Source organism: Streptomyces sp. NPDC003023 (assembly GCF_042888225.1).
In the GTDB taxonomy this organism is placed as follows: domain Bacteria; phylum Actinomycetota; class Actinomycetes; order Streptomycetales; family Streptomycetaceae; genus Streptomyces.
Window position 1 is genome coordinate 202456 of record NZ_JBIAPL010000004.1, and the last position, 19597, is coordinate 222052.

General features: G+C 69.0%; 18 protein-coding genes, 1 tRNA gene and 1 pseudogene. 12 read left to right on the plus strand and 8 right to left on the minus strand.

Annotation, left to right across the window (positions count from 1 at the left end):
- Positions 1-3: 3 nt before the first annotated feature.
- The gene (locus ACFYV1_RS16025) at positions 4-138 is read left to right on the plus strand and encodes a DLW-39 family protein (RefSeq protein ID WP_003958712.1); all 135 of its coding nucleotides are present in this window, start codon (positions 4-6) and stop codon (positions 136-138) included.
- Positions 139-378: 240 nt separating this feature from the next.
- A complete protein-coding gene (locus ACFYV1_RS16030; RefSeq protein WP_389396074.1) occupies positions 379-1812 on the plus strand; it encodes a hypothetical protein in 1434 nt (477 codons plus the stop codon).
- 29 nt (positions 1813-1841) lie between these two features.
- Here the strand turns inward: ACFYV1_RS16030 and ACFYV1_RS16035 are convergent, their stop codons facing one another.
- Both ACFYV1_RS16035 and ACFYV1_RS16040 read right to left on the minus strand, forming a co-directional pair.
- Entirely contained in the window at positions 1842-3176 is a 1335-nt protein-coding gene (locus ACFYV1_RS16035; RefSeq protein ID WP_389396075.1) for a protein kinase, read from the minus strand.
- A 46-nt stretch (positions 3177-3222) separates the two neighbouring features.
- Positions 3223-3771 carry a helix-turn-helix domain-containing protein gene (locus ACFYV1_RS16040; RefSeq protein WP_389396076.1) on the minus strand — a complete coding sequence of 183 codons (549 nt, stop codon included), beginning with the start codon at positions 3769-3771 and terminating at the stop codon, positions 3223-3225.
- A gap of 190 nt (positions 3772-3961) precedes the next feature.
- Here ACFYV1_RS16040 and ACFYV1_RS16045 point away from each other — a divergent pair.
- Together ACFYV1_RS16045 and ACFYV1_RS16050 are read left to right on the plus strand one after the other, a co-directional pair.
- A tRNA-Ala gene (locus ACFYV1_RS16045) sits at positions 3962-4034 on the plus strand.
- Between the two features lie 444 nt (positions 4035-4478).
- A pseudogene (locus tag ACFYV1_RS16050) lies at positions 4479-4865 on the plus strand (DUF6344 domain-containing protein); the annotation flags it as partial.
- 505 nt (positions 4866-5370) lie between these two features.
- On the opposite strand, the gene ACFYV1_RS16055 reads toward ACFYV1_RS16050, so the two are convergent.
- The gene (locus tag ACFYV1_RS16055) at positions 5371-6051 is read right to left on the minus strand and encodes a DUF5324 family protein (RefSeq protein ID WP_389396077.1); all 681 of its coding nucleotides are present in this window, start codon (positions 6049-6051) and stop codon (positions 5371-5373) included.
- A gap of 277 nt (positions 6052-6328) precedes the next feature.
- On the opposite strand from ACFYV1_RS16055, the gene ACFYV1_RS16060 reads away from it, so the two are divergent.
- Together ACFYV1_RS16060 and ACFYV1_RS16065 are read left to right on the plus strand one after the other, a co-directional pair.
- Complete coding sequence (locus ACFYV1_RS16060; protein ID WP_389396078.1) at positions 6329-6856, plus strand: peptidylprolyl isomerase; 528 nt, start codon at positions 6329-6331, stop codon at positions 6854-6856.
- 103 nt (positions 6857-6959) lie between these two features.
- Positions 6960-7859 carry a rhomboid family intramembrane serine protease gene (locus ACFYV1_RS16065; protein ID WP_389396079.1) on the plus strand — a complete coding sequence of 300 codons (900 nt, stop codon included), beginning with the start codon at positions 6960-6962 and terminating at the stop codon, positions 7857-7859.
- A 275-nt stretch (positions 7860-8134) separates the two neighbouring features.
- Here ACFYV1_RS16065 and crgA read toward each other — a convergent pair whose 3' ends face one another.
- Positions 8135-8392 carry a cell division protein CrgA gene (gene crgA / locus ACFYV1_RS16070; RefSeq protein WP_389396080.1) on the minus strand — a complete coding sequence of 86 codons (258 nt, stop codon included), beginning with the start codon at positions 8390-8392 and terminating at the stop codon, positions 8135-8137.
- Positions 8393-8532: 140 nt separating this feature from the next.
- Here crgA and ACFYV1_RS16075 point away from each other — a divergent pair, with 140 nt between their 5' ends.
- From ACFYV1_RS16075 to ACFYV1_RS16100, 6 genes are read left to right on the plus strand one after another with little or no spacing between them, the layout of a single operon-like run.
- Positions 8533-9300, plus strand: coding sequence for a DUF881 domain-containing protein (locus ACFYV1_RS16075; RefSeq protein ID WP_389396081.1), 768 nt, complete (start codon positions 8533-8535; stop codon positions 9298-9300).
- A 38-nt stretch (positions 9301-9338) separates the two neighbouring features.
- On the plus strand, positions 9339-10040 hold the full coding sequence (locus tag ACFYV1_RS16080) for a class E sortase (protein ID WP_389396082.1): 702 nt from the start codon (positions 9339-9341) through the stop codon (positions 10038-10040).
- Positions 10041-10096: 56 nt separating this feature from the next.
- Positions 10097-10273: a hypothetical protein gene (locus ACFYV1_RS16085; RefSeq protein WP_389396083.1), complete on the plus strand. Its 177-nt coding sequence runs from the start codon at positions 10097-10099 to the stop codon at positions 10271-10273.
- Positions 10270-10908 carry an aminodeoxychorismate/anthranilate synthase component II gene (locus ACFYV1_RS16090; RefSeq protein WP_389396084.1) on the plus strand — a complete coding sequence of 213 codons (639 nt, stop codon included), beginning with the start codon at positions 10270-10272 and terminating at the stop codon, positions 10906-10908. Before ACFYV1_RS16085 ends, ACFYV1_RS16090 begins: the two co-directional genes overlap by 4 nt.
- The gene (locus tag ACFYV1_RS16095; RefSeq protein WP_389396085.1) at positions 10905-12116 is read left to right on the plus strand and encodes a class E sortase; all 1212 of its coding nucleotides are present in this window, start codon (positions 10905-10907) and stop codon (positions 12114-12116) included. Before ACFYV1_RS16090 ends, ACFYV1_RS16095 begins: the two co-directional genes overlap by 4 nt.
- 59 nt (positions 12117-12175) lie before the next feature.
- On the plus strand, positions 12176-12868 hold the full coding sequence (locus ACFYV1_RS16100) for a class E sortase (RefSeq protein ID WP_389396086.1): 693 nt from the start codon (positions 12176-12178) through the stop codon (positions 12866-12868).
- A gap of 81 nt (positions 12869-12949) precedes the next feature.
- On the opposite strand, the gene pknB is transcribed toward ACFYV1_RS16100, so the two are convergent.
- The 4 genes from pknB to ACFYV1_RS16120 all read right to left on the minus strand — a co-directional run bounded on the left by pknB (position 12950) and on the right by ACFYV1_RS16120 (position 19544).
- Positions 12950-14965: a Stk1 family PASTA domain-containing Ser/Thr kinase gene (pknB, locus tag ACFYV1_RS16105; RefSeq protein ID WP_389396087.1), complete on the minus strand. Its 2016-nt coding sequence runs from the start codon at positions 14963-14965 to the stop codon at positions 12950-12952.
- A gap of 169 nt (positions 14966-15134) precedes the next feature.
- On the minus strand, positions 15135-16595 hold the full coding sequence (locus tag ACFYV1_RS16110; protein WP_389396088.1) for a peptidoglycan D,D-transpeptidase FtsI family protein: 1461 nt from the start codon (positions 16593-16595) through the stop codon (positions 15135-15137).
- Positions 16592-18019 carry an FtsW/RodA/SpoVE family cell cycle protein gene (locus ACFYV1_RS16115; protein WP_389396089.1) on the minus strand — a complete coding sequence of 476 codons (1428 nt, stop codon included), beginning with the start codon at positions 18017-18019 and terminating at the stop codon, positions 16592-16594. Before ACFYV1_RS16115 ends, ACFYV1_RS16110 begins: the two co-directional genes overlap by 4 nt.
- 25 nt (positions 18020-18044) lie before the next feature.
- Positions 18045-19544, minus strand: coding sequence for a Stp1/IreP family PP2C-type Ser/Thr phosphatase (locus tag ACFYV1_RS16120; RefSeq protein ID WP_389396090.1), 1500 nt, complete (start codon positions 19542-19544; stop codon positions 18045-18047).
- Positions 19545-19597 lie beyond the last annotated feature (53 nt).

The following is a 19597-nucleotide window of genomic DNA, read 5'->3' on the forward strand; positions in this document are numbered from 1 at the left end:
GCGGTGAAGAAGCTTCTCCTGGTCGCACTGGCCGCCATCGGCGGGCTCCTCGTGTACCGCCAGATCCAGGCGGATCGCGCCGAGCAGGATCTGTGGACGGAGGCGACCGACTCCGTGCCCGCAGGTTCGGGTGTGTGAGACGCAGCGTTTCTTGGACATGAGCCCCGGTCGCTTCAGCGGCCGGGGCTCTGTGCTGTCCCGGCGGCGGGGCAGCCGGATTCACCAGAGCGAACATTTTGATTGCTGATGCAAGTTCCGGGGGGTGTCGAGCGGGCGGGTGGGCCGCTCGGGCGCGCAGACAGCGGAAGGGCGGCCGGGGCAGGATGGCTCAGGCCCGTCCGCCGCACCGGCGGACTCGTCGACCACAAGGAGAGGCGCGTGAAGAGGCAGCGCGGCAGGGGGAGGACGGCGTCGGCCGTATTGGCGGCGCTGTGCGCGGTGGCGTCGCTGCCCGGGCAGTCGTGGGCGGCGGGCGAACCCGCCCCGTACGTCTTCGACAGCGAGGCGACGCCGGTCAAGGGCACCCCCGTCAACATCAACGGCCCCGAGCTGACGGCCGGATCGACGTACAAGGACTCGATCAAGAAGGGTGAGAAGCGTTATTACCGCGTCACCCTTGACGACAAGTCCAACGCCTACGTGTCGGCCGTGGCGGTCCCCCGGCTGGGTACCGAGGTCACGTACACGGACAAGCTCGAGGTGAGCATCGAGGACACGTCGGGAAGCGCGTGCAGCGACGGCAGCGCCGAGTTCGGCTCCGTGTCCTACCCCCGTCCGGTTGCCGACTACGCCAGCCGGCGGATCGAGAAGGACGGCACCAGGTGCCAGGAGGGCGGCGCCTACTACGTCCTGCTGGAGCGGGCCGGCGGCGACGCGTCCGCGCCGGAGCCCTGGGACGTGGAACTCCGCTTCGTCTCGGAGCCGGCCCTGGACACCGCCGCACCCACGAAGGCTCCCGAGAACTGGCCCTCCGCCTCGCCGGCCGCGCCGGCCGGCGGGCCGCAGAAGCGTCACGGCGGCACGAGCTTCCACGACTCCACCAGCCTCGGCAAGGGCGAGTGGCAGGACACGATCAAGCCGGGCGAGAGCCTCTTCTACCGGGTGCCGGTCGACTGGGGACAGCAGCTCTTCGCCGGCGCCGACCTCGCCAACAGCCCGAACGGTGACGGGATGAAGAGCGTCAGCAACGCTCTGGTGCTCGCCCTGTACAACCCGGCCAGAGGCTTCGTCGACAACGACTCGAGCATGTATTACGACGGCAAGCAGAAGACGGTCTCGCTCGACCCGCTGCCTCCGGTGGCCTACGAGAACCGCTACGACTCCGCGGACGCCTCCGCCGCCATGAGGTTCGCGGGCTGGTACTACCTCTCGGTCACACTCAGCCCCGAGATCGCGGAGGCATACGGCGAGAGCCCGGTCGGGCTGACTCTGCGGGTGAACGTCGAGGGCGAGCCGGAGCAGGCGCCTGCTTACGCGGGTCCGGCCGGTGACTTCCGGGTCACCGAGGACGATCAGGAAGCGGCGGAGAACGGCAAGAAGGCCGAGGAGGCGGCGGAGAGCGACACGATGACGCTGGTCGCCGCCGGAGGCATCGGGACGGGGACCGTGCTGGTGCTCGGACTCGGCGTGTGGACGCTGCTGGCCCGGCGACAGGCACCGGCGGACGACACCCCGGCGGCCTTCACCGTGCCGGGCCAGGCGGGGCCGCAGGGGCCCGCTCAGGGCATCAACCAGGGCTACGGACACGCGCCCGGACACGCGCCCGGACAGGGCCACGGTTACGGGCAGTACGGACCACCGCCGGGTCATTAGCGGCGGGTGCCGAGTGGGGTGGCGCGGGCTCAGCTCTGAGTGAGGGCCCAGATCCCCACGGCGAAGCACAGCAGCGCGACGAGCAGTACCGGGACCGCCACCTTCGGGGGCGGTCCCGGCCGCTTCCGAACGCCCGGCAGGGGGGCCTCGGGGCCGTGAGCGGTGTAAGTACGAGTAGAGGGCCCGCCGTACGGAGGTTGCGGCTGGGGTTGGGGTTGGGCCGCCTGCTGGTTCTGTCGGGCCTGCTGGGGGGCTACGGCATGCGGCACGAAAGGCGCGGCCGCGGGAGCCGAGGCATGGACCTGCGTGGGGCTCGGCGTGGAGTCGGCCACGGCCGGAGTGGAGGACGGTGGCTGCGGCTGGGCCGTGCGCGGTGGCCTGCCGGGCAGTTGCTGTGGCGGCGGGGCCAGGTGGAAACTGCCCGTCGCCGAAGGCGGAGTGGGCTGCGCAGGTGTGCCCTGGCCGGACGCCTGGTGCGGCGCCGCCTCAGGGCCGTTCGGGCCGAAACCGGCGGGCAACGGCCCGATTTGGTCGAAGATCTCGACATGCTGCTCGCCCGGCACGGGCTCGGGAAGCATCTCCACGGCCGCCGTGAGGGCCTTGCGCGCCCCTGTGGCACTGCGGAAGCGCGCCTGGGGATCCGGCTGCAGCAGGCCGGCCAGAACCTGCCAGAGCGGCTCCGGGATGCCCTGTGGGGCGCCCGGCGTCCCGTGGTCGGCGAAGTGCTCGACCAGGGCCTGGGAGTCCGGCTTCCTGCCCTGGAGCAGATAGAGGGCGACCAGGCCCACGGCGAAGAGATCGGCCGTGAAGTCCGGCTCCGCACCGAGCATCTGCTCCGGAGCGAAGTAACCGGGCGTACCCACCACGTAGTTGGTCTCGGTCAGCCGGGGCTCGCCCTTGCGCATGGAGATCCCGAAGTCGGAGACCCGCAGATGAGGACGTCCCTTGCCCGTCGCCTCCATGAGGATGTTGGCCGGCTTGATGTCCCGGTGCACGACCCCCTCCGCGTGCACCGCGGCCAGACCGGACAGCAGCTGATCGAGCAGGTTGCACACGAACCGCGCCGGCAACGGGCCGTAGTCACCGATGACATGCGCCAGGGAACCGCCGCTCACCAGATCCATGGTGAACAGCACCTTGTCGTCGTCGGCGGCCCAGCTGGCCGGAGCGAGGACATGGGGATGATCGATGCGCAGCGCCTGCTCGCGCACGAAGCGGAGCAGAGTGTGCGCGTCGCTCTGCTGGAGAACCTTCGCCGCGACGTACCGCCGTCGGCGGTGGTCCCAGGCGCGCCACACAGCACCGACCCCACCACGTCCGATGGGGTCGATCAGTTCGTACCGACCAGCGAAGACCTCACCCATTGTGCTGCGCCAGCTCCCCGTTCTCCGGAGGCGAATGCCCGCCTCGTCAGCTCTGGTGCGACTCGAAGTGGGAGACCGCGTCCGCCGTGCGCCCCGCGCCGTACACCCGGAGGAACTCTGCCAGCTCCGGGTGGGTCGGTGCGAGGGAGTCCGCCGCTTCGATGATGTCCCCGGCCGCCGACACCGAACGCAGCAGGGACTGGATCTCGCGCACCACGCGCCGGACCGTCGGCGCCCCCGAGCCGCTGGTCGACTGGCTGGTGGCGGTGAGGACGGAACCGCCCTGCGACTTCTTGATCTCGTCCATACGGGCGGTCGCCTCCACGGCGCTCATACTGCCGTCCGCCACCTGACCGGCCAACTCCTGCAGTGCCTGCACGCGTTGGACCACCGCCGGGTTGCCGATCTTGGCGCGCTGGCCGCTCATCAGCTGGGACAGCATGGGAGCGGAAAGCCCGAGGACACCCGCGAGCCGGGCCTGGTTGAGTCCCAGGTCGTCGATGAGACGCCGGAAGAGAGCACCGAGGGGCTCTCCGTACCAGCTGCGCTGCAGTTCTCTGGCTCTTGCGGTTGTCTCCTGCTGCGCGGTGTCCATCGCGTCTCCCCATCGCTTCCCCAAGCGGCTTCGCTGCTGCGAACCTAGTGGTGCATCTTACGGAGAGTGGTCGGTGACGGGGAGTCCCTGCCGGTACCCCGATTTTTTTGCAGGATCATGGGGGTGACCCGGTACTCTGGTGCACGGCGGTTGCCGGGGCGTAGCGGTTTCCCGGCCGTTCCGCTGTTCCGGGGCCTTAGCTCAGTTGGTAGAGCGCTGTCTTTGCATGGCAGATGTCAGGGGTTCGACTCCCCTAGGCTCCACAGTGCGAGAGGTCCCCCCGATCACCACAGGTGGTCGGGGGGACCTCTTCTCCGTTTCCGGCCTCGCCCCTGGCACTAACCGGGCACGCCGGGTCTGTCGAATCGTCCGCCGCTGTCTCTCAGGCCCCCGGTGTTGCTCCATGCCGGGATCCGGACCGGCGTGCCGACGACGGCGCGGCCGGGTCGTGGGACCCGCTCCGGGAGCCGTTCGGAGCCGCGAAAATCGCGCTGACCTGTGCAAACAACCCGACGGTGAGACGTACGGAGAGGTCTGCCCCGGGCTGCGGGCCAGGCGCAACTCGGGGCTCCTGGGCCGTCGGCTGGACCATCCGGGTGGTGTTCATCAGAAGAACTGCGCAGCGGCGGCGTCGCTCCCCCACTTCTCCGAATGCGTCCACATCATGAGGAAGGTATGTAAAACGCTCAACCCGAAAGCGAGGGGTCATGGCCGCCTTCAAGGTCAGGAATCTGTGGAACGCGTTCATCACCGCGTTCTTTGCTCTGCTTGCCTCGGTGGGGCTCTCCACCGCCGCGACGACCGCCGCCGCTCAGCCGGTCGCGCAGACGCCGGACGAGGCGGCCAACGCCGACCGTCCGCAGGCCCGGCGCGCGACCGTGCCGGCGCAGAGCAGGCGATCGGTCACACGGCCGACGCCGCCGGCCGCACGAGACCGGTCGCTGCCACCGACGATGAAGCAGCGCATCGGCGCCGAGGCGCACGGGTCGTCACCGGCGGTGCGTCATCTGCCCGCGCTGGACACCAGCGGTCAGGATCCGGCCGGGCGCTTCGCTCTCGCCGCCGGCAGGACAGCTTCCACCGGTGCGGCACCGGCCTACGTCTCCGCTCCGGGGACATCTGACGCGGTGAAGTCCGCGGAGACCGTTGACGTCGCGTCCGTCGCGTCCGTCGCCTCCGCTGCGCCCGACTCCGCCGCCGCGGACTCCTCCAGGGGTTCGACGGCCGGTACCCGGGTCGGCACCGCCCCGACGTCTTCGACCGCCGCCGCGGACCTCCCTGCCGCAGTCGGGGAGAGCGCTTCTGCGGACGCCGCCACTGGCCGGCCGTACCTCGCCTCGGTCGGTCTCCCGGCTTCGTCGGGGGCCGGCGCGGCCGCCGACGCCCTGGCCGCCGACCCGTACGCCGGCTCGCCGACCGCTGTCTCCCCGATCGCCGTCTCCCCGGCCGCCGACGCGTGCGCCGACTCCGGGACCGTGGTTGCCGCCGACTTCGGTGCGCGAGGCGGAGAGCAGAGCACCGGCTCCGCGCTCCTCGCAGCATGAGGCGCCGGGAGCGTTCTCCACTCCCGGCGCCCGAAGACCGAAGGACGGAAAGCCGTCAACGAAGGTCGTCGCGCTCCCCGGCCTCCGCCTCGTCCTGCTTCATCTGCACCTCGGGGTCGAGACCTGCCTCGGTACTGCCGTCGACCGACGACAGCGGGACACGGTCGGAAACCTCCGTCGCGGCGGGCGGTTCCACCAGCCAGTCGGGGTTGGCCTGCTTGTCCCACCACTTCCAGGCGGCGAAAGCACCGCCGGCGAGCACGCCGAGGACCGCGAGGCCCTTGGTGAGGCGCCCGGCCCTGGACCGCCGCTCGTGCTTCCTCACAAGCTTCTGAATCTCCTTGGCCGTCACCTGACCGCGCAACGCGGCCAGCGCGGCAGCTGAACGGGCCGCAGCCTCCTCCCGAACGGGCTGAGCGGCGGCCATCGCGTGCTCGACGCGCGGGACGGTGTAGTCGGTCGCCTGACGGGCGGCCCTCCTGGCCCGCACCGCCGTACGGCGCGCGGCCACATCGACTTTCGGCGGTACGTGCGGTGCGACACGACTGCCGTACTGAACACGGGCCGCCGTAGCGGCCTGCGAGACCTTCGGCGCGAGCCGTACGCGGGCCTCGTGCGCATAATGCGCGGCCTGGTCCTTGGCCGTGCCGGCGTAAGGCGCCACCACGTCCGCGGCGTGCAGCACGCTGTCCTTCGCCGTACCTGTCGCGGCGCGCACGCTGTCCATGCGGGTCACGGGATCCTCCTCCTCGGTGGCGTACTGAGGGTGATTGGAGTTTGTCCCCGGTTGGGGCACTGTTTCGCCTGTCCACCCGGTTCGAAATCATGCCCGTAGAAAGCCGCCTCGGCATGTGGGGCGGGCATCCGGGTCATGTCGGGACCTTTGTGGACGACGATGCCACTGTTCGGCCCGAAGCGCGCCGGTGCGACGACGACCCGTCCGCCTTTCTCTCCGCGTGCCTCTTCCGTGCAAGGATCGTGAGCCGTCAGAGACGACTTACGGAAGGCAGACCGTGGCCGAGCAGCTTTACGCCACCCTGAAGACCAACCAAGGCGACATCGAGATCCGGCTTCTGCCGAACCACGCGCCCAAAACGGTCAAGAACTTCATCGAGCTCGCTCAGGGCGAGCGGGAGTGGACTCACCCGGCGACCGGCAAGAAGTCCACGGACAGGCTCTACGACGGCACGGTCTTCCACCGGGTGATCAGCGGCTTCATGATCCAGGGCGGCGACCCGCTGGGCAACGGGACGGGCGGCCCGGGCTACGAGTTCGAGGACGAGTTCCACCCGGACCTGGCCTTCGACAAGCCGTATCTGCTGGCCATGGCCAACGCCGGCCCCGGCACCAACGGTTCGCAGTTCTTCATCACCGTGGCGCCGACCGCCTGGCTCACGCGCAAGCACACCATCTTCGGCGAGGTCAGCACCGAGTCCGGCAAGAAGGTCGTGGACGCGATCGTGAGCACGGGGACCAACCCGCGCACCGACCGACCGCTGAACGACGTCGTGATCGAGTCGGTCGTCGTCGAGACGCGCTGAGCGCCGCTCGCAGTGGGTTCTCCACAGGGGGAACCTTTTCGCCCCGTCCGTCCGTAAGGATGGTCGGGGCGACGTCGCGAGCCCAGATTGATGAGGTGACCTCATGGACCAGGCGCCAGGCAGTCCGCAGGGGCCGAAGGACACGCACGGCCTGCCGAGCTGCTACCGGCACCCCGGCCGTGAGACGGGCATCAGCTGCACGCGGTGCGAGCGGCCGATCTGCACGGACTGCATGGTCGACGCGTCGGTCGGGTTCCAGTGCCCGGACTGTGTCCGCACCGGGTCCGGTACGGGGCACGCGCCCGGCGCGAACAGGCCGCGCACGATCGCGGGAGGGGCCGTCACCTCCGACCCGGTGCTGATCACCAAGATCCTCATGGGGTTGAACCTCGCGGTCTTCGCCGTGGGAGCGGGACTCGGCGACCGGTTCGTCGACCAGCTGGAGCTGATCGGCTACGCGTACAACCCGACACTGGGGGAGGTCGTCGGGGTCGCGGACGGCGGCTGGTACCGACTGCTGACCGCGACGTTCCTGCACCAGGAAGTGACCCACTTCCTCTTCAACATGCTCGCGCTGTGGTTTCTGGGCCGTGCGGTGGAGCCGGAGCTGGGGCGTTCGCGGTATCTGGCGCTGTACCTGCTCTCCGGGCTCGGTGGCAGCACCCTGGCCTATGTGATCGCCGCTCCCAACCAGCCGTCCCTCGGTGCCTCCGGTGCGATCTTCGGCCTGCTGGGGGCGGTCGCCGTGCTCGCACGGCGCTCGAATCTCGACATGCGGCCGATCTCCGTGATGGTCGTGCTGATGCTCGTCGTCACCTTCACCAGGGAAGGCATCTCCTGGGAGGGACACGTCGGTGGTCTGGTGACCGGCGTGCTGGTGGCCATCGGCATGCTCTACGCCCCGAGGGGGCCGCGCCGCAGCGTCGTACAGCTCGCCGTCAGTGCGGTCGCCCTGCTGGTGGTCGTCCTCGCCGTCGTGGCGCGGACCGCCTCCATCGCGTGACCTGAAGGCAACGGACGAGGAGCTTTCCCCAGAGTTGTCCACAGCGTGTGGCGGATCTTGCGCATCCTGTGTGGAACAAGCGTGCCCCTTGTCGCTGAGCTGGGCTTTCCCAGCAGCGACAAGGGGCGGTTCACTTCACCGATGTGGCCGACGCAGTCACATCGGCGTCAACAGCCTGAGAGTTATCCACAGATCGTCTGACCTTTTCCCCGGCCTGTGGAAAACGATGTGGACAACTGGCGCGCCGGGGGCTCGGCGGCAGGCCTGTCGAGCAGCTACTTCCACTGGGTGGAGACACCGAAGCCGGCGGCGATGAAGCCGAAGCCGGCGACGATGTTCCAGTTGCCGAAGCTCTTGATCGGCAGACTGCCCTCGGTCACATAGAAGAGGACGATCCAGGCGAGTCCGATGAGGAACAGCGCGAGCATCACCGGAGCGACCCAGCTGCGGTTGGTGAGCTTTATGTTCGCCGCCTGCTTCGTGGTCGGCGGCGGCGTGAAGTCTGCCTTCTTGCGGATACGTGACTTCGGCACGAGGGACTCTCCTGTCGATGCGCTGCGTTACCGCGCAGGGAACTGTGGCTGGCGCCGGGGCTGGAGCCAGGGGGGCCACTGCCGCCCCCGGGCGTCCGTTAGCGTAGTGCTTCCGCGGCGCCGAAGGAGATAAGGGTACGTTGAGCATTTCTGCCGACTCCCCGCAAGGCCCCGTTCGCCCCTCCGTGTGGCGACCGGTCCGGCTGCTGACGGCTGCCGTGTTCGCCCTCGCAGGGCTGATCTTCGTGACCAGTTTCAATACTGCCAAGGGTACGGACCTGCGCACGGACGACTCCCTCCTGAAGCTCTCCGACCTGATCAAGCAGCGCAGCGAGAAGAACGGCGAGCTCGAGGAGTCCACCTCCGCCGTGCGGGGTGACGTGGACGCCCTGGCCCAGCGCGACGACGGCTCCACACAGGCGGAGGACGCGAAGCTGAAGGCCTTGCAGAAGGCCGCCGGCACGGAACCGCTCAAGGGCGGCGCCCTGACCGTCACCCTCGACGACGCCCCGCCGGACGCCCGAGCGGCGCCCGGCTACCCCGAGCCCCAGGCCAACGACCTGGTCATCCACCAGCAGGACCTGCAGGCCGTGGTCAACGCGCTGTGGCAGGGCGGCGCCCAAGGCATCCGCGTGATGGACCAGCGGCTGATCTCCACCAGCGCCGTACGGTGCGTCGGCAACACGCTGATCCTCCAGGGACGCGTCTACTCACCGCCCTACAAGATCACCGCTGTCGGTGATCAGGACGTGCTCAGGAAGGCACTCGCCGACTCTCCCGCGATCCAGAACTACCAGCTGTACGTGAAGGCGTACGGGTTGGGCTGGAAGGTTGACGAGAACAAGGCAGTGACTCTTCCCGGCTACTCGGGCACAGTGGATCTCCACTACGCGAAGCCCGCGGGCTAGGACCGCCGGGCAGGCCCGAAGGAGCTTGGGGGAGCCGGGTGTCGAGGTCGGTGCGGGTGCTCGTCCGGACCTTCAGCGAACTGTGCATCACCCTCGGCACCCTGATCGTGCTGTTCGTCGTGCACCTGCTCTTCTGGACCGGCATCCGGGCCGAAAGCGCCACCGACCGCGAGATCGACCGGCTGGAGGCCGGGTGGGCGGCCGCCCCCGTGACGCCGGCGCCACCCGCCGCCGAGCCGGCGCCGGTGGCATACGAACCGGGAAAGCCCTTCGCGGTCATGTACGTCCCCCGGTTCGGCAAGGGCTGGGACTGGCCCGTCCTCCAGGGCACGGGCACGGACGTTCTCAAGAAGGGCCTCGGTCACTACGCCTCCACCGGCACGCTCGGCGCCAGGGGGAATTTCGCCGTCGCGGGGCACCGCCGCACGCACGGGGACCCTTTCAAGGACTTCCCTCGACTGCGCCCCGGCGACCCGGTGGTGCTCACGGACGGCACGACCTGGTTCACGTACCGCGTCGCGAACCGGCCGTACCGCACCGTCCCCGGCGATGTCGGCGTCATCGATCCGGTGCCCCGGCCGCTGAGGAAGGAAGCCGCGGTCTTCGACGAGCCGGGGCGCTATCTGACACTGACCACCTGCGAGCCGGAGTGGGGCAGCAGCCACCGTCTGATCGTCTGGGCGTACCTCGACGCGACGCACTCTGTGACCGACGGCGAACCACCGGCTTTGCGCACCTGACCCACGCGCCCCCTCGGCCCTTTAGTCTGGTGCCGTACCGAACGGAAAGGGACGGCATGTACGGCTGGATCTGGCGGCATCTGCCGGGCAACGTGTGGGTGCGGGCGGCCCTCTCGCTCGTGCTCGTCCTGGCGGTCGTCTACGTGCTGTTCCAGTACGTCTTCCCGTGGGCGGAGCCGCTGCTCCCGTTCGGCGAGGTGACGGTGGACGGAGAAGGAGGAGCGGCCCGGTGAGCGCGCGCATTCTCGTCGTCGACAACTACGACAGCTTCGTCTTCAACCTCGTCCAGTACCTGTACCAGCTCGGCGCCGAGTGCGAGGTCGTGCGCAACGACGAGGTCGCCCTGGAGCACGCACAGGACGGCTTCGACGGCGTGCTGCTGTCCCCCGGCCCCGGGGCCCCCGAAGAGGCCGGAGTCTGCGTCGACATGGTGCGGCACTGCGCGGCCACCGGCGTACCCGTGTTCGGAGTCTGCCTCGGCATGCAGTCCATGGCCGTCGCGTACGGCGGGGTGGTCGACAGGGCACCCGAGCTGCTGCACGGCAAGACATCGCCGGTGACCCACGAGGGAACAGGCGTCTTCGCCGGCCTGCCGTCGCCCTTCATCGCGACGCGCTACCACTCGCTGGCGGCCGAGCCCGCACGGTTCCCGGCGGAGCTCGAGGTGACGGCGCGTACCGCGGACGGCATCATCATGGGGCTGCGGCACCGTGAACTGCCCGTCGAGGGAGTGCAGTTCCACCCCGAGTCGGTTCTCACCGAGCACGGCCACCGGATGCTCGCCAACTGGCTTGTGCAGTGCGGCGACACCGGGGCGGTCGGACGTTCGGCGGGACTCGCACCGGTGGTGGGCAAGGCTCTGGCGTGAGTGCCGTGCGCCCGGGGCACGAGCACGAGCACCCGTACGGGTACGGGGCAGAGACGGGGAGTGAGCCCCCGTACGACCCGTTGACGGATCCGTTGACGGATCCCCTGACGGATCCGTTGCCGTCCCGCGAGCACGGCTCACCGTGGTTCCGCGCGCCGAACATCCCGCAGGGCGGCGAGGCACAGCCGCAGGAGCCGCCGCACGGTCAGTACTCGGCGCACGACCTCCAGGAGCACCGCCGCGACTGGTACGCCGCTGATCCGGCTCCGGTGCCCGCCCAGGCACCGCCGCCGGAGCCGGAGCAGGTGCGCACCCCGATGTCCGAGCCGATCCAGGTGCCCGACGACGAGACGGTGGCCCTGCTCACGTCGGACACCCGCCGCGCCGCCCAGACGCCCCCGGGGCCCGGCCGTGCGGAGCGGCGCAGGGCGGCCAAGGGCCGGGGCCGCCGGCGCCCCGCCGCGTCGGCCGTGGAGCCGTCCGAGTCGGGAAAACCCCTCAGCCGCGTCGAGGCACGGCGTGCCGCGCGAGCGGCCAAGGACAGCCCGGCGGTCATCGCCAGCAGGGCCATCGGTGAACTGTTCATCACCTTCGGCGTCCTGATGCTGCTGTTCGTCACCTATCAGCTGTGGTGGACCAACGTCCTCGCCGGCCAGCAGGCCGACAAGGCGGCGAATCAGATCCAGGACGACTGGGCCAAGGGCCGCAAGCCCGACGCCTTCGAGCCCGGACAGGGCTTCGCCATCATGTACATCCCCAAGCTGGATGTCGTCGTGCCGATCGCAGAGGGCATCGACAAGCACAAGGTGCTCGACCGGGGCATGGTCGGCCACTACGGCGAGGGGAAGCTCAAGACGGCGATGCCCGAGGACAAGCAGGGCAACTTCGCGGTGGCGGGCCACCGCAACACCCACGGCGAGCCGTTCCGTTACATCAACCGCCTCGAGCCGGGGGATCCGATCGTCGTCGAGACACAGGACACGTACTACACGTACGAGATGGCGAGCATTCTTCCGCAGACCATGCCGTCGAACGTGAGCGTGATCAGTCCGGTGCCGCAGCAGTCCGGATTCAAACAGCCGGGCCGCTACATCACGTTGACGACGTGCACGCCCGAATTCACGAGTACATACCGAATGATCGTGTGGGGCAAGATGGTCGAAGAGCGGCCGCGCAGCAAGGGCAAGCCCGACGCACTCGTCGGCTGACACGCTGAGGCGTCGAGACGCTGAGACACCGGGACACTTCAAGACAGGGAACAGGTGCAGTGGCACGTGCACGAGGCCGGATCGCCGGCGCCATCAGTGTCTTCGGAGAGCTGCTGATCACCGCGGGCGTGGTGCTGGGACTCTTCGTCGTCTACTCGCTGTGGTGGACCAATGTCCTCGCCGACCGTGAATCCTCCAGACAGAGCGACCGGATCCGCGACGACTGGGCGAACGGCGGCCCCGAGAGCGCGGAGAAGAAGGACCTGGACCTGCGGGACGGCATCGGTTTCCTCCACGTACCCGCGATGGGCGACGACGAGGTCCTGGTGAAGAAGGGCACCGACACCAAGGCACTCAACAACGGCATCGCCGGCTACTACACCGACCCGATCAAGTCGGCCCTCCCCTGGGACGACAAGGGCAACTTCACCCTGGCCGCGCACCGCGACGGTCACGGGGCCAAGTTCCACAACATCCACAAGATCCGAAACGGTGATCCGGTCGTCTTCGAGACGAAGGACACCTGGTACGTCTACAAGGTCTACAAGACGCTGCCGCAGACCTCGAAGTACAACGTGGACGTTCTGCAGCCCGTCCCGAAGGAGTCGGGGAAGACGAAGCCCGGACGCTACATCACCCTGACGACCTGCACGCCGGTGCTGACGTCCAACTACCGGTACATCGTGTGGGGCGAGCTGGAGCGCACGGAGAAGGTCGACGACCAGCGCACGCCCCCGGCGGAACTGCGCTAGGTTCCCGCGGTCCGTACACGGGACGAGCCCCGGCACCCATCCAGGTGCCGGGGCTCGTCCCATGCTGCGGGAGGCGCGAGGTCAGTCGTCGCCGTTCCGGCCGCCGAAGATGCCGCCGTTGCCGTTACCGCCGTCGCCGCCGCCGTCGCCACCGAAGGTGTCGAGGACGATCGGCTGGGTCGCCGGGTCGACAGGCGTGCCCGGAGCGGGATTGGAGCCGACGACGATGGCGTTCTCGTCCTGAGGTTTGCCCGGTGCGATCTGGATGTTGGTGAATCCGGCCTGCTGCAGGATCTGCCGGGCTTCGGAAACCCGCTTGCCGAGGATGTCACCCGGCACGGGAACCTGGGCCTGCGCCGGGCCCTTGGAGACCTGGAGGGTGACCTTGGTCCCCTTGGCGACCTTTCCGGGCGGCGGGTCCTGGGCGATGACCTCGCCCAGCGGCTTGTCCGAGTCGACATCCACCCTGTTCACCTCGAACCCGAGCGTCTCCAGCTGGCTCTTGGCGTTGTTGAACTGCTGGGTGACGACGTTCGGCAGGTCCTGCTTGGCCTGCTTGGCGACGGTGAGGGTGACGGTGGTGCCCACCTCGGCCATGGAACGGCCCGCGGGATCCTGCTCGAGGACCGTGCCGGGGTCCTCGTCGGCGGACTCGACCTCCTTGGTCTCGACGACGAACTTCTCGCCCTCGAGAATCTCCGTCGCGTCCTCCACGTCCTTGTCGACGACGTCCGGGACCTTGACCTTGGGTGCGCCCTCGGAGACGACGACCTGGATCGTCTCGCCCTCGTTCATCTTCTCCGGGGGCGCGGGGTCCTGGGAGCAGATGCTGCCCTTGGGCTGGTCGCAGCGAGCGGTGCTGGACTGGGCGACCTTCACCTTGGAGTTGTCGGCCGCGTCCTGCGCATCCTTCATCGTGAGACCCACCAGCCGCGGCACGGCCACTTCGCCGCCGTTGGTGGAGCCGAAGATGGACTTGCCGATCAGCACCGCGCCGATCAGCACCAGAATGCCCGCGAGCACCAGCAGGATGGTCGAGGTGTTGGACTTCTTCTGGCGCCGGCGGCCCTGGCGGTCGTCGTAGCTGCCGAAGCCGCCGTCGTCCGGGTTCATGGGCGGCAGCATCGACGTCTGGCCAGCCGGGTCGGCCTGGCGGAGCGCCGTGGTCGGCTGGTCGTCATGGCCGTAGCCGCCGTAGCCGACCGCGCCCATCGCCGCCGTGGCGGCGACCGGCTGGCCGTCGAGGCACGCCTCGATGTCCGCGCGCATCTCGTCGGCGGACTGGTAGCGGTAGTCCGGGTCCTTGACCAGTGCCTTCAACACGATCGCGTCCATCTCGGGCGTGATCTCGGGGTCGAAGTTGCTGGGGGGCTGCGGCTCTTCCCGTACGTGCTGGTAGGCCACAGCCACCGGAGAGTCGCCCAGGAACGGGGGGCGGACGGTGAGGAGCTCGTAGAGCAGGCAGCCCGTCGAGTAGAGGTCCGAGCGGGCGTCGACCTGCTCGCCCTTCGCCTGCTCCGGGGAGAGGTACTGGGCGGTGCCGATGACGGCCGCGGTCTGGGTCATGGTCATGCCGGAGTCGCCCATGGCACGGGCGATGCCGAAGTCCATGACCTTGACCTGACCGGTGCGCGTCAGCATGACGTTCGCCGGCTTGATGTCGCGGTGGACGATGCCCGCGCGGTGCGAGTACTCGAGCGCCTGGAGGATGCCCACGGTCATCTCGAGCGTGCGTTCCGGCAGCAGCTTGCGGCCGGAGTGAAGCAGCTCACGAAGCGTGGAGCCGTCGACGTACTCCATGACGATGTACGGGATCGAGACCCCGGGGCCCGTGCCGGCCCCGTTGTCGTACACCATGTCCTCGCCGGTGTCGTAGACAGCGACGATCGCAGGGTGGTTGAGCGAGGCGGCAGACTGGGCCTCACGGCGGAACCGGGCCTGGAAGGACGGGTCGCGGGCGAGGTCGGCCCGCAGCGTCTTCACGGCGACAGTGCGGCCGAGCCGGGTGTCGTGGGCGAGGTAGACCTCGGCCATGCCACCACGGCCGAGCACCGAGCCCAGTTCATACCGGCCGCCGAGGCGACGCGGCTCTTCCATAACTGTTCCAGCCCTCTCCGTCAGTCCCGACCGCACCCGTGTGTGGTCCTACGGTGTGCTGTTTCGCGCAAAGGCTACCGGGCACGCCGTACTTGATCCGCCCGCAATCGGCAGCTGATACCCGACCGGTATCGCAATGTGCAGGTATGAAGGCCGGGAGTGATCCTCGTCACTGCCTGCCGTCCAGTACCGCCTTCATCACGTCCCTGGCGATCGGGGCGGCGAGGCCGCCACCGGAGATGTCGTCCCGGCGGGCGTTGCTGTCCTCGACCACCACGGCGACGGCCACCGGCGACCCGTTGGCGTCCTTGGCGTACGAGATGAACCAGGCGTAGGGGTTCTTGCTGTTGTTCTCGCCGTGCTGGGCGGTACCGGTCTTTCCGCCGACCTTGACGCCGTCGATCGCCGCGTTGCCGCCGGTGCCGTTCTCGACGACGTTCTCCATCATCTGCTGGAGGAGCTGGGCGTTCTCGGCGGACACGGGCCGGCTCATCTCCTCCGGCTCGTTCTGCTGGATGACGTCGAGGCCCGGGGACACCAGCTTGTCGACCATGTACGGCTTCATCAGCTTGCCGTCGTTGGCGATCGCCGCGGTGACCATCGCCATCTGGAGCGGAGTGGCCGCGGTGTTGAACTGGCCGATGGAGGACTGAGCGTTGCCGTCCCGGCTCATCGTCTTGTCGTAGACGGAGGCGGCGGCACGGACGGGGACGTCGATCTCCGGGTTGTTGAAGCCGAACTTCTCAGCCGTCTCGACCATCTTGTCGCGCGTCACGTCGTCGCCGAGCTTGGCGAAGACGGAGTTGCAGGAGACCTCCATGGCCCTGTTCAGGGTGGCGTTCTCGCAGCCGCTGGCGTGGTTCACCATCGGCGTACGGGTGCCGGGGAGGATGTACGGCTCCGGCGTGTCCGTGGGGGCGTTGATGTCGTCGACCTTGCCGTTCTCGAGCGCGGCGGCGGCGGTGACCACCTTGAACGTCGAGCCGGGCGGGTACGTCTCACGCAGTGCCCGGTTGAGCATCGGCTTGTCGGGGTCGCTGGTCAGCGCCGTCCACGCCTTCCCGTCCTTGTCCAGACGACCGGCGAAAGAGGACGGGTCGTACGACGGAGTGGAGGCGAGGGCGAGGATCCTGCCGGTCTTCGGGTCGATCGCCGCGACGGCACCCTTCTTGTCGCCGAGTCCCTCGAAGGCGGCCTCCTGGGCCTTCTCGTTGAGGGTGGTGACGACGTTGCCGCCCTTCTTCTCGTCGCCGGTGAACATCGCCATCGTGCGGTCGAAGAAGAGCTGGTCCGAGTTGCCGCTGAGGATGCCGTCCTCGAGCTTCTCGAGCTGGTTGGCGCCGAAGACCTGCGAGGCGTAACCGGTGACCGGAGCCCACATCGGCCCGTTGGTGTAGGTCCGCTTGTACTTGTAGTACGTGTCGTCCGTCTCGGCGGAGCCGGTGATCGCCTTGCCGTCGACGACGATGTTGCCGCGCTCGTGCGCGTAACGCTCGATCTCCACGCGCTTGTTCTTCTTGTGCGTGTTCAACTCGTCGGCCCGGACGTACTGGAGCCAGTTGTCCCGGATCATCAGGGCGAGGACCAGCAGTCCGCAGAAGATCGCGATTCGGCGCAGGGGCTTGTTCACGGTCGGACCACCTGGGTCATCTCGGCGTCGGGGGACGGGGCGGGTGCCGGCGCGGGTCGGCGCGCCGTGTCGCTGATACGGATCAGGATGCCGATCAGGGCCCAGTTGGCGATGACGGACGAACCACCGGCCGCGAGGAACGGCATCGTCATACCGGTCAGCGGGATGAGGCCCATCACGCCGCCGGCGACCACGAACACCTGCAGCGCGAAGGCGCCGGAGAGCCCGATGGCGAAGAGCTTTCCGAACGGGTCGCGCGCGGCGAGTGCGGTGCGGACACCGCGCTCGATGATCAGCCCGTAGATCAGCAGGAAAGCCATCACTCCGGCCAGCCCGAGTTCCTCGCCGACGGTGGCGAAGATGAAGTCGGAGTTGGCGGCGAAGGAGATCAGGTCGGAGTTGCCCTGGCCCCAGCCCGTGCCCAGGGTGCCGCCGGCGCCGAACGACATCAGCACCTGGGTCATCTGGTCGCAGGCGTTGAGCATGTTGGGGTTGTCCTTGACGGTCTCCAGGCACCCGAACGGGTCGAGCCACGCGGCCACGCGGGACTGGACGTGGGTGGCGAAGGTGGAGACGACGACCGCGCCGCCGGCGGACATCAGCAGACCCATGACGATCCAGCTGGTCCGCTCGGTGGCCACGTACAGCATGATCACGAACATGCCGAAGAACAGCAGCGACGTACCGAGGTCGTTCTCGAAGACCAGGATGAGCAGGCTCATCGCCCAGATCGTGAGGATCGGGCCGAGGTCCCGCCCGCGCGGCAGGTAGAGCCCCATGAACCGGCGGCTGGCCAGGGCGAGGGCGTCCCGCTTGACCATCAGATAGCCGGAGAAGAAGACCGCGATGACGATTTTCGCGAACTCGCCGGGCTGGATGGAGAAGCCGCCCACCCGGATCCAGATCTTGGCGCCGAAGACGTCGGCGCCGAGGCCCGGTACCAGCGGCAGCAGCAGCAGGACGATGGAGGCCGCCATGGAGATGTACGTGAAGCGCTGCAGGACCCGGTGGTCCTTCATGACGAGCAGCACGCCGACGAACAGCGCGATGCCCAGAGCCGAGTACATCAGCTGGTTCGTGGCCTGCGCCGCGAAGTCGTTGCGCGCTTGCAGCCGGGGCGACTGGTCCAGGCGCCAGATCAGCACCAGACCGAGGCCGTTCAGCAGCGTGGCCAGCGGCAGCAGCAGCGGGTCGGCGTACTTGGCGAACCTGCGCACCACGAGGTGGGCCACGCCCGCGAGCAGGCCGAGGCCGAGGCCGTATCCGAGGACGCCCGCGGGCAGCTCGCCGTCGAGGGCGAGGCCCACGTTGATGTAGGCGAACACCGGGATGGCCACGGCGAAGCCGAGGAGCATCAGCTCCGTGTTCCGCCGGCTCGGCGCGTCGATCGCGCCGATCGTGGTCGTGTTGGTGACAACGCTCATGGTGGAGAAGGCCCCCTACGGACGATTACTGCTTGCCGCAGTTCGAGGCCAGCTTCTGCTCCTCCTCCGAGAGGGTGGGACCCGGGGAGGGAGAGGCTGCGGTCGGCTTGGTCTTCGCGTCCTGCGTGGTGGGCGTGCCGGCGGTGCCGCCGGCCTCGCCCTCGCCCGGAGGCGGGCTGCTCGCACGGTCGGCCGCCTCGCGGCGCTGCTCGTCCTTCTTGCAGGCGGTGGCCTGCTTGGCGAGCTCGTCGACCTTCTTGCGGGCGGTGGTGAGGCTGTCCTCCGTGATGGTCGCCTCGACCCGCTTGCGCACGTAGGGCGGCAGGTACTTGAGTTCGATCTCGGGGTGGTCCTTCTCGACCTCCGAGAGCGAGACCCAGGCGAGGTCCTGGCTGATGCCGCGGTACAGGGCGACGTGCTCGCCCTTGGTGCCGACGTAGTACTGGCCCTGGGTCCAGCGGTACCCGCCGTACAGACCGCCGCCGACGACCGCCAGGGCGAGAGCGATGAACAGCGAGCGCTTCAGCCACTTGCGGCCGCCGCCCCGCTTGACGAAGTCGTCGTCGGTGTAGGCACCGAAGCCGCCCTCGGGCGGCATGCCGCCGAATCCGGCGGCGTCGCCGGATCCGGGCGGGCCGAAGCTGCCGCCGGGCGCCTGCGGCGCGGAGGGACGTCCCAGCCCGGCGGCGCGGCCGGCCGGCGTCTGCATGGCGCCGCCGTCGTTCAGCTGGTGCTGGTTCTCCGCGACCGCTCCGACGACGACGGGAGTGTCGCTGAGCGAGGCGGCCAGGGTGTCGCCGGAGTCGGTGTCGAGGACGTCCGCGACGATGCAGGTGATGTTGTCCGGCCCGCCGCCGCGCAGCGCGAGCTGGATCAGGTCCTGCACGGTCTCCTGCGGGCCCTGGTAGCTGGCGAGCGTCTCCTCCATGGTCTGGTGGGAGACGACGCCGGACAGGCCGTCGGAGCAGATCAGATAGCGGTCACCGGCGCGGACCTCACGGATCGAGAGGTCGGGCTCCACATGGTCGCCGCTGCCCAGCGCGCGCATCAGAAGGGAGCGCTGCGGGTGGGTGGTGGCTTCCTCCTCGGTGATCCGGCCCTCGTCGACGAGCCGCTGCACCCAGGTGTGGTCCTGTGTGATCTGGGTCAGCACCCCGTCGCGGAGCAGATACGCGCGTGAGTCGCCGACGTGTACGAGGCCGAGTCGCTGCCCGGTCCACAGCAGGGCGGTGAGTGTGGTGCCCATGCCCTCGAGCTGGGGATCCTCCTCGACCATCATCCGGAGCTGGTCGTTGGCCCGCTGAACGGCGGTGCCGAGCGACGTCAGGATGTCGGAGCCGGGTACGTCGTCGTCGAGCGTGACGAGCGTCGAGATGACCTCGGAGGAGGCGACCTCACCGGCCGCCTGACCGCCCATGCCGTCGGCGATGGCGAGCAGGCGGGGCCCGGCATAGCCGGAGTCCTCGTTGCCCTCGCGGATCATGCCCTTGTGCGAGCCGGCGGCGAAACGCAGAGAAAGACTCATGCGTACCTCACCCGTCGGCTCGCCGGGCGACTGTCGCGCCAGCCGGTCTCGAG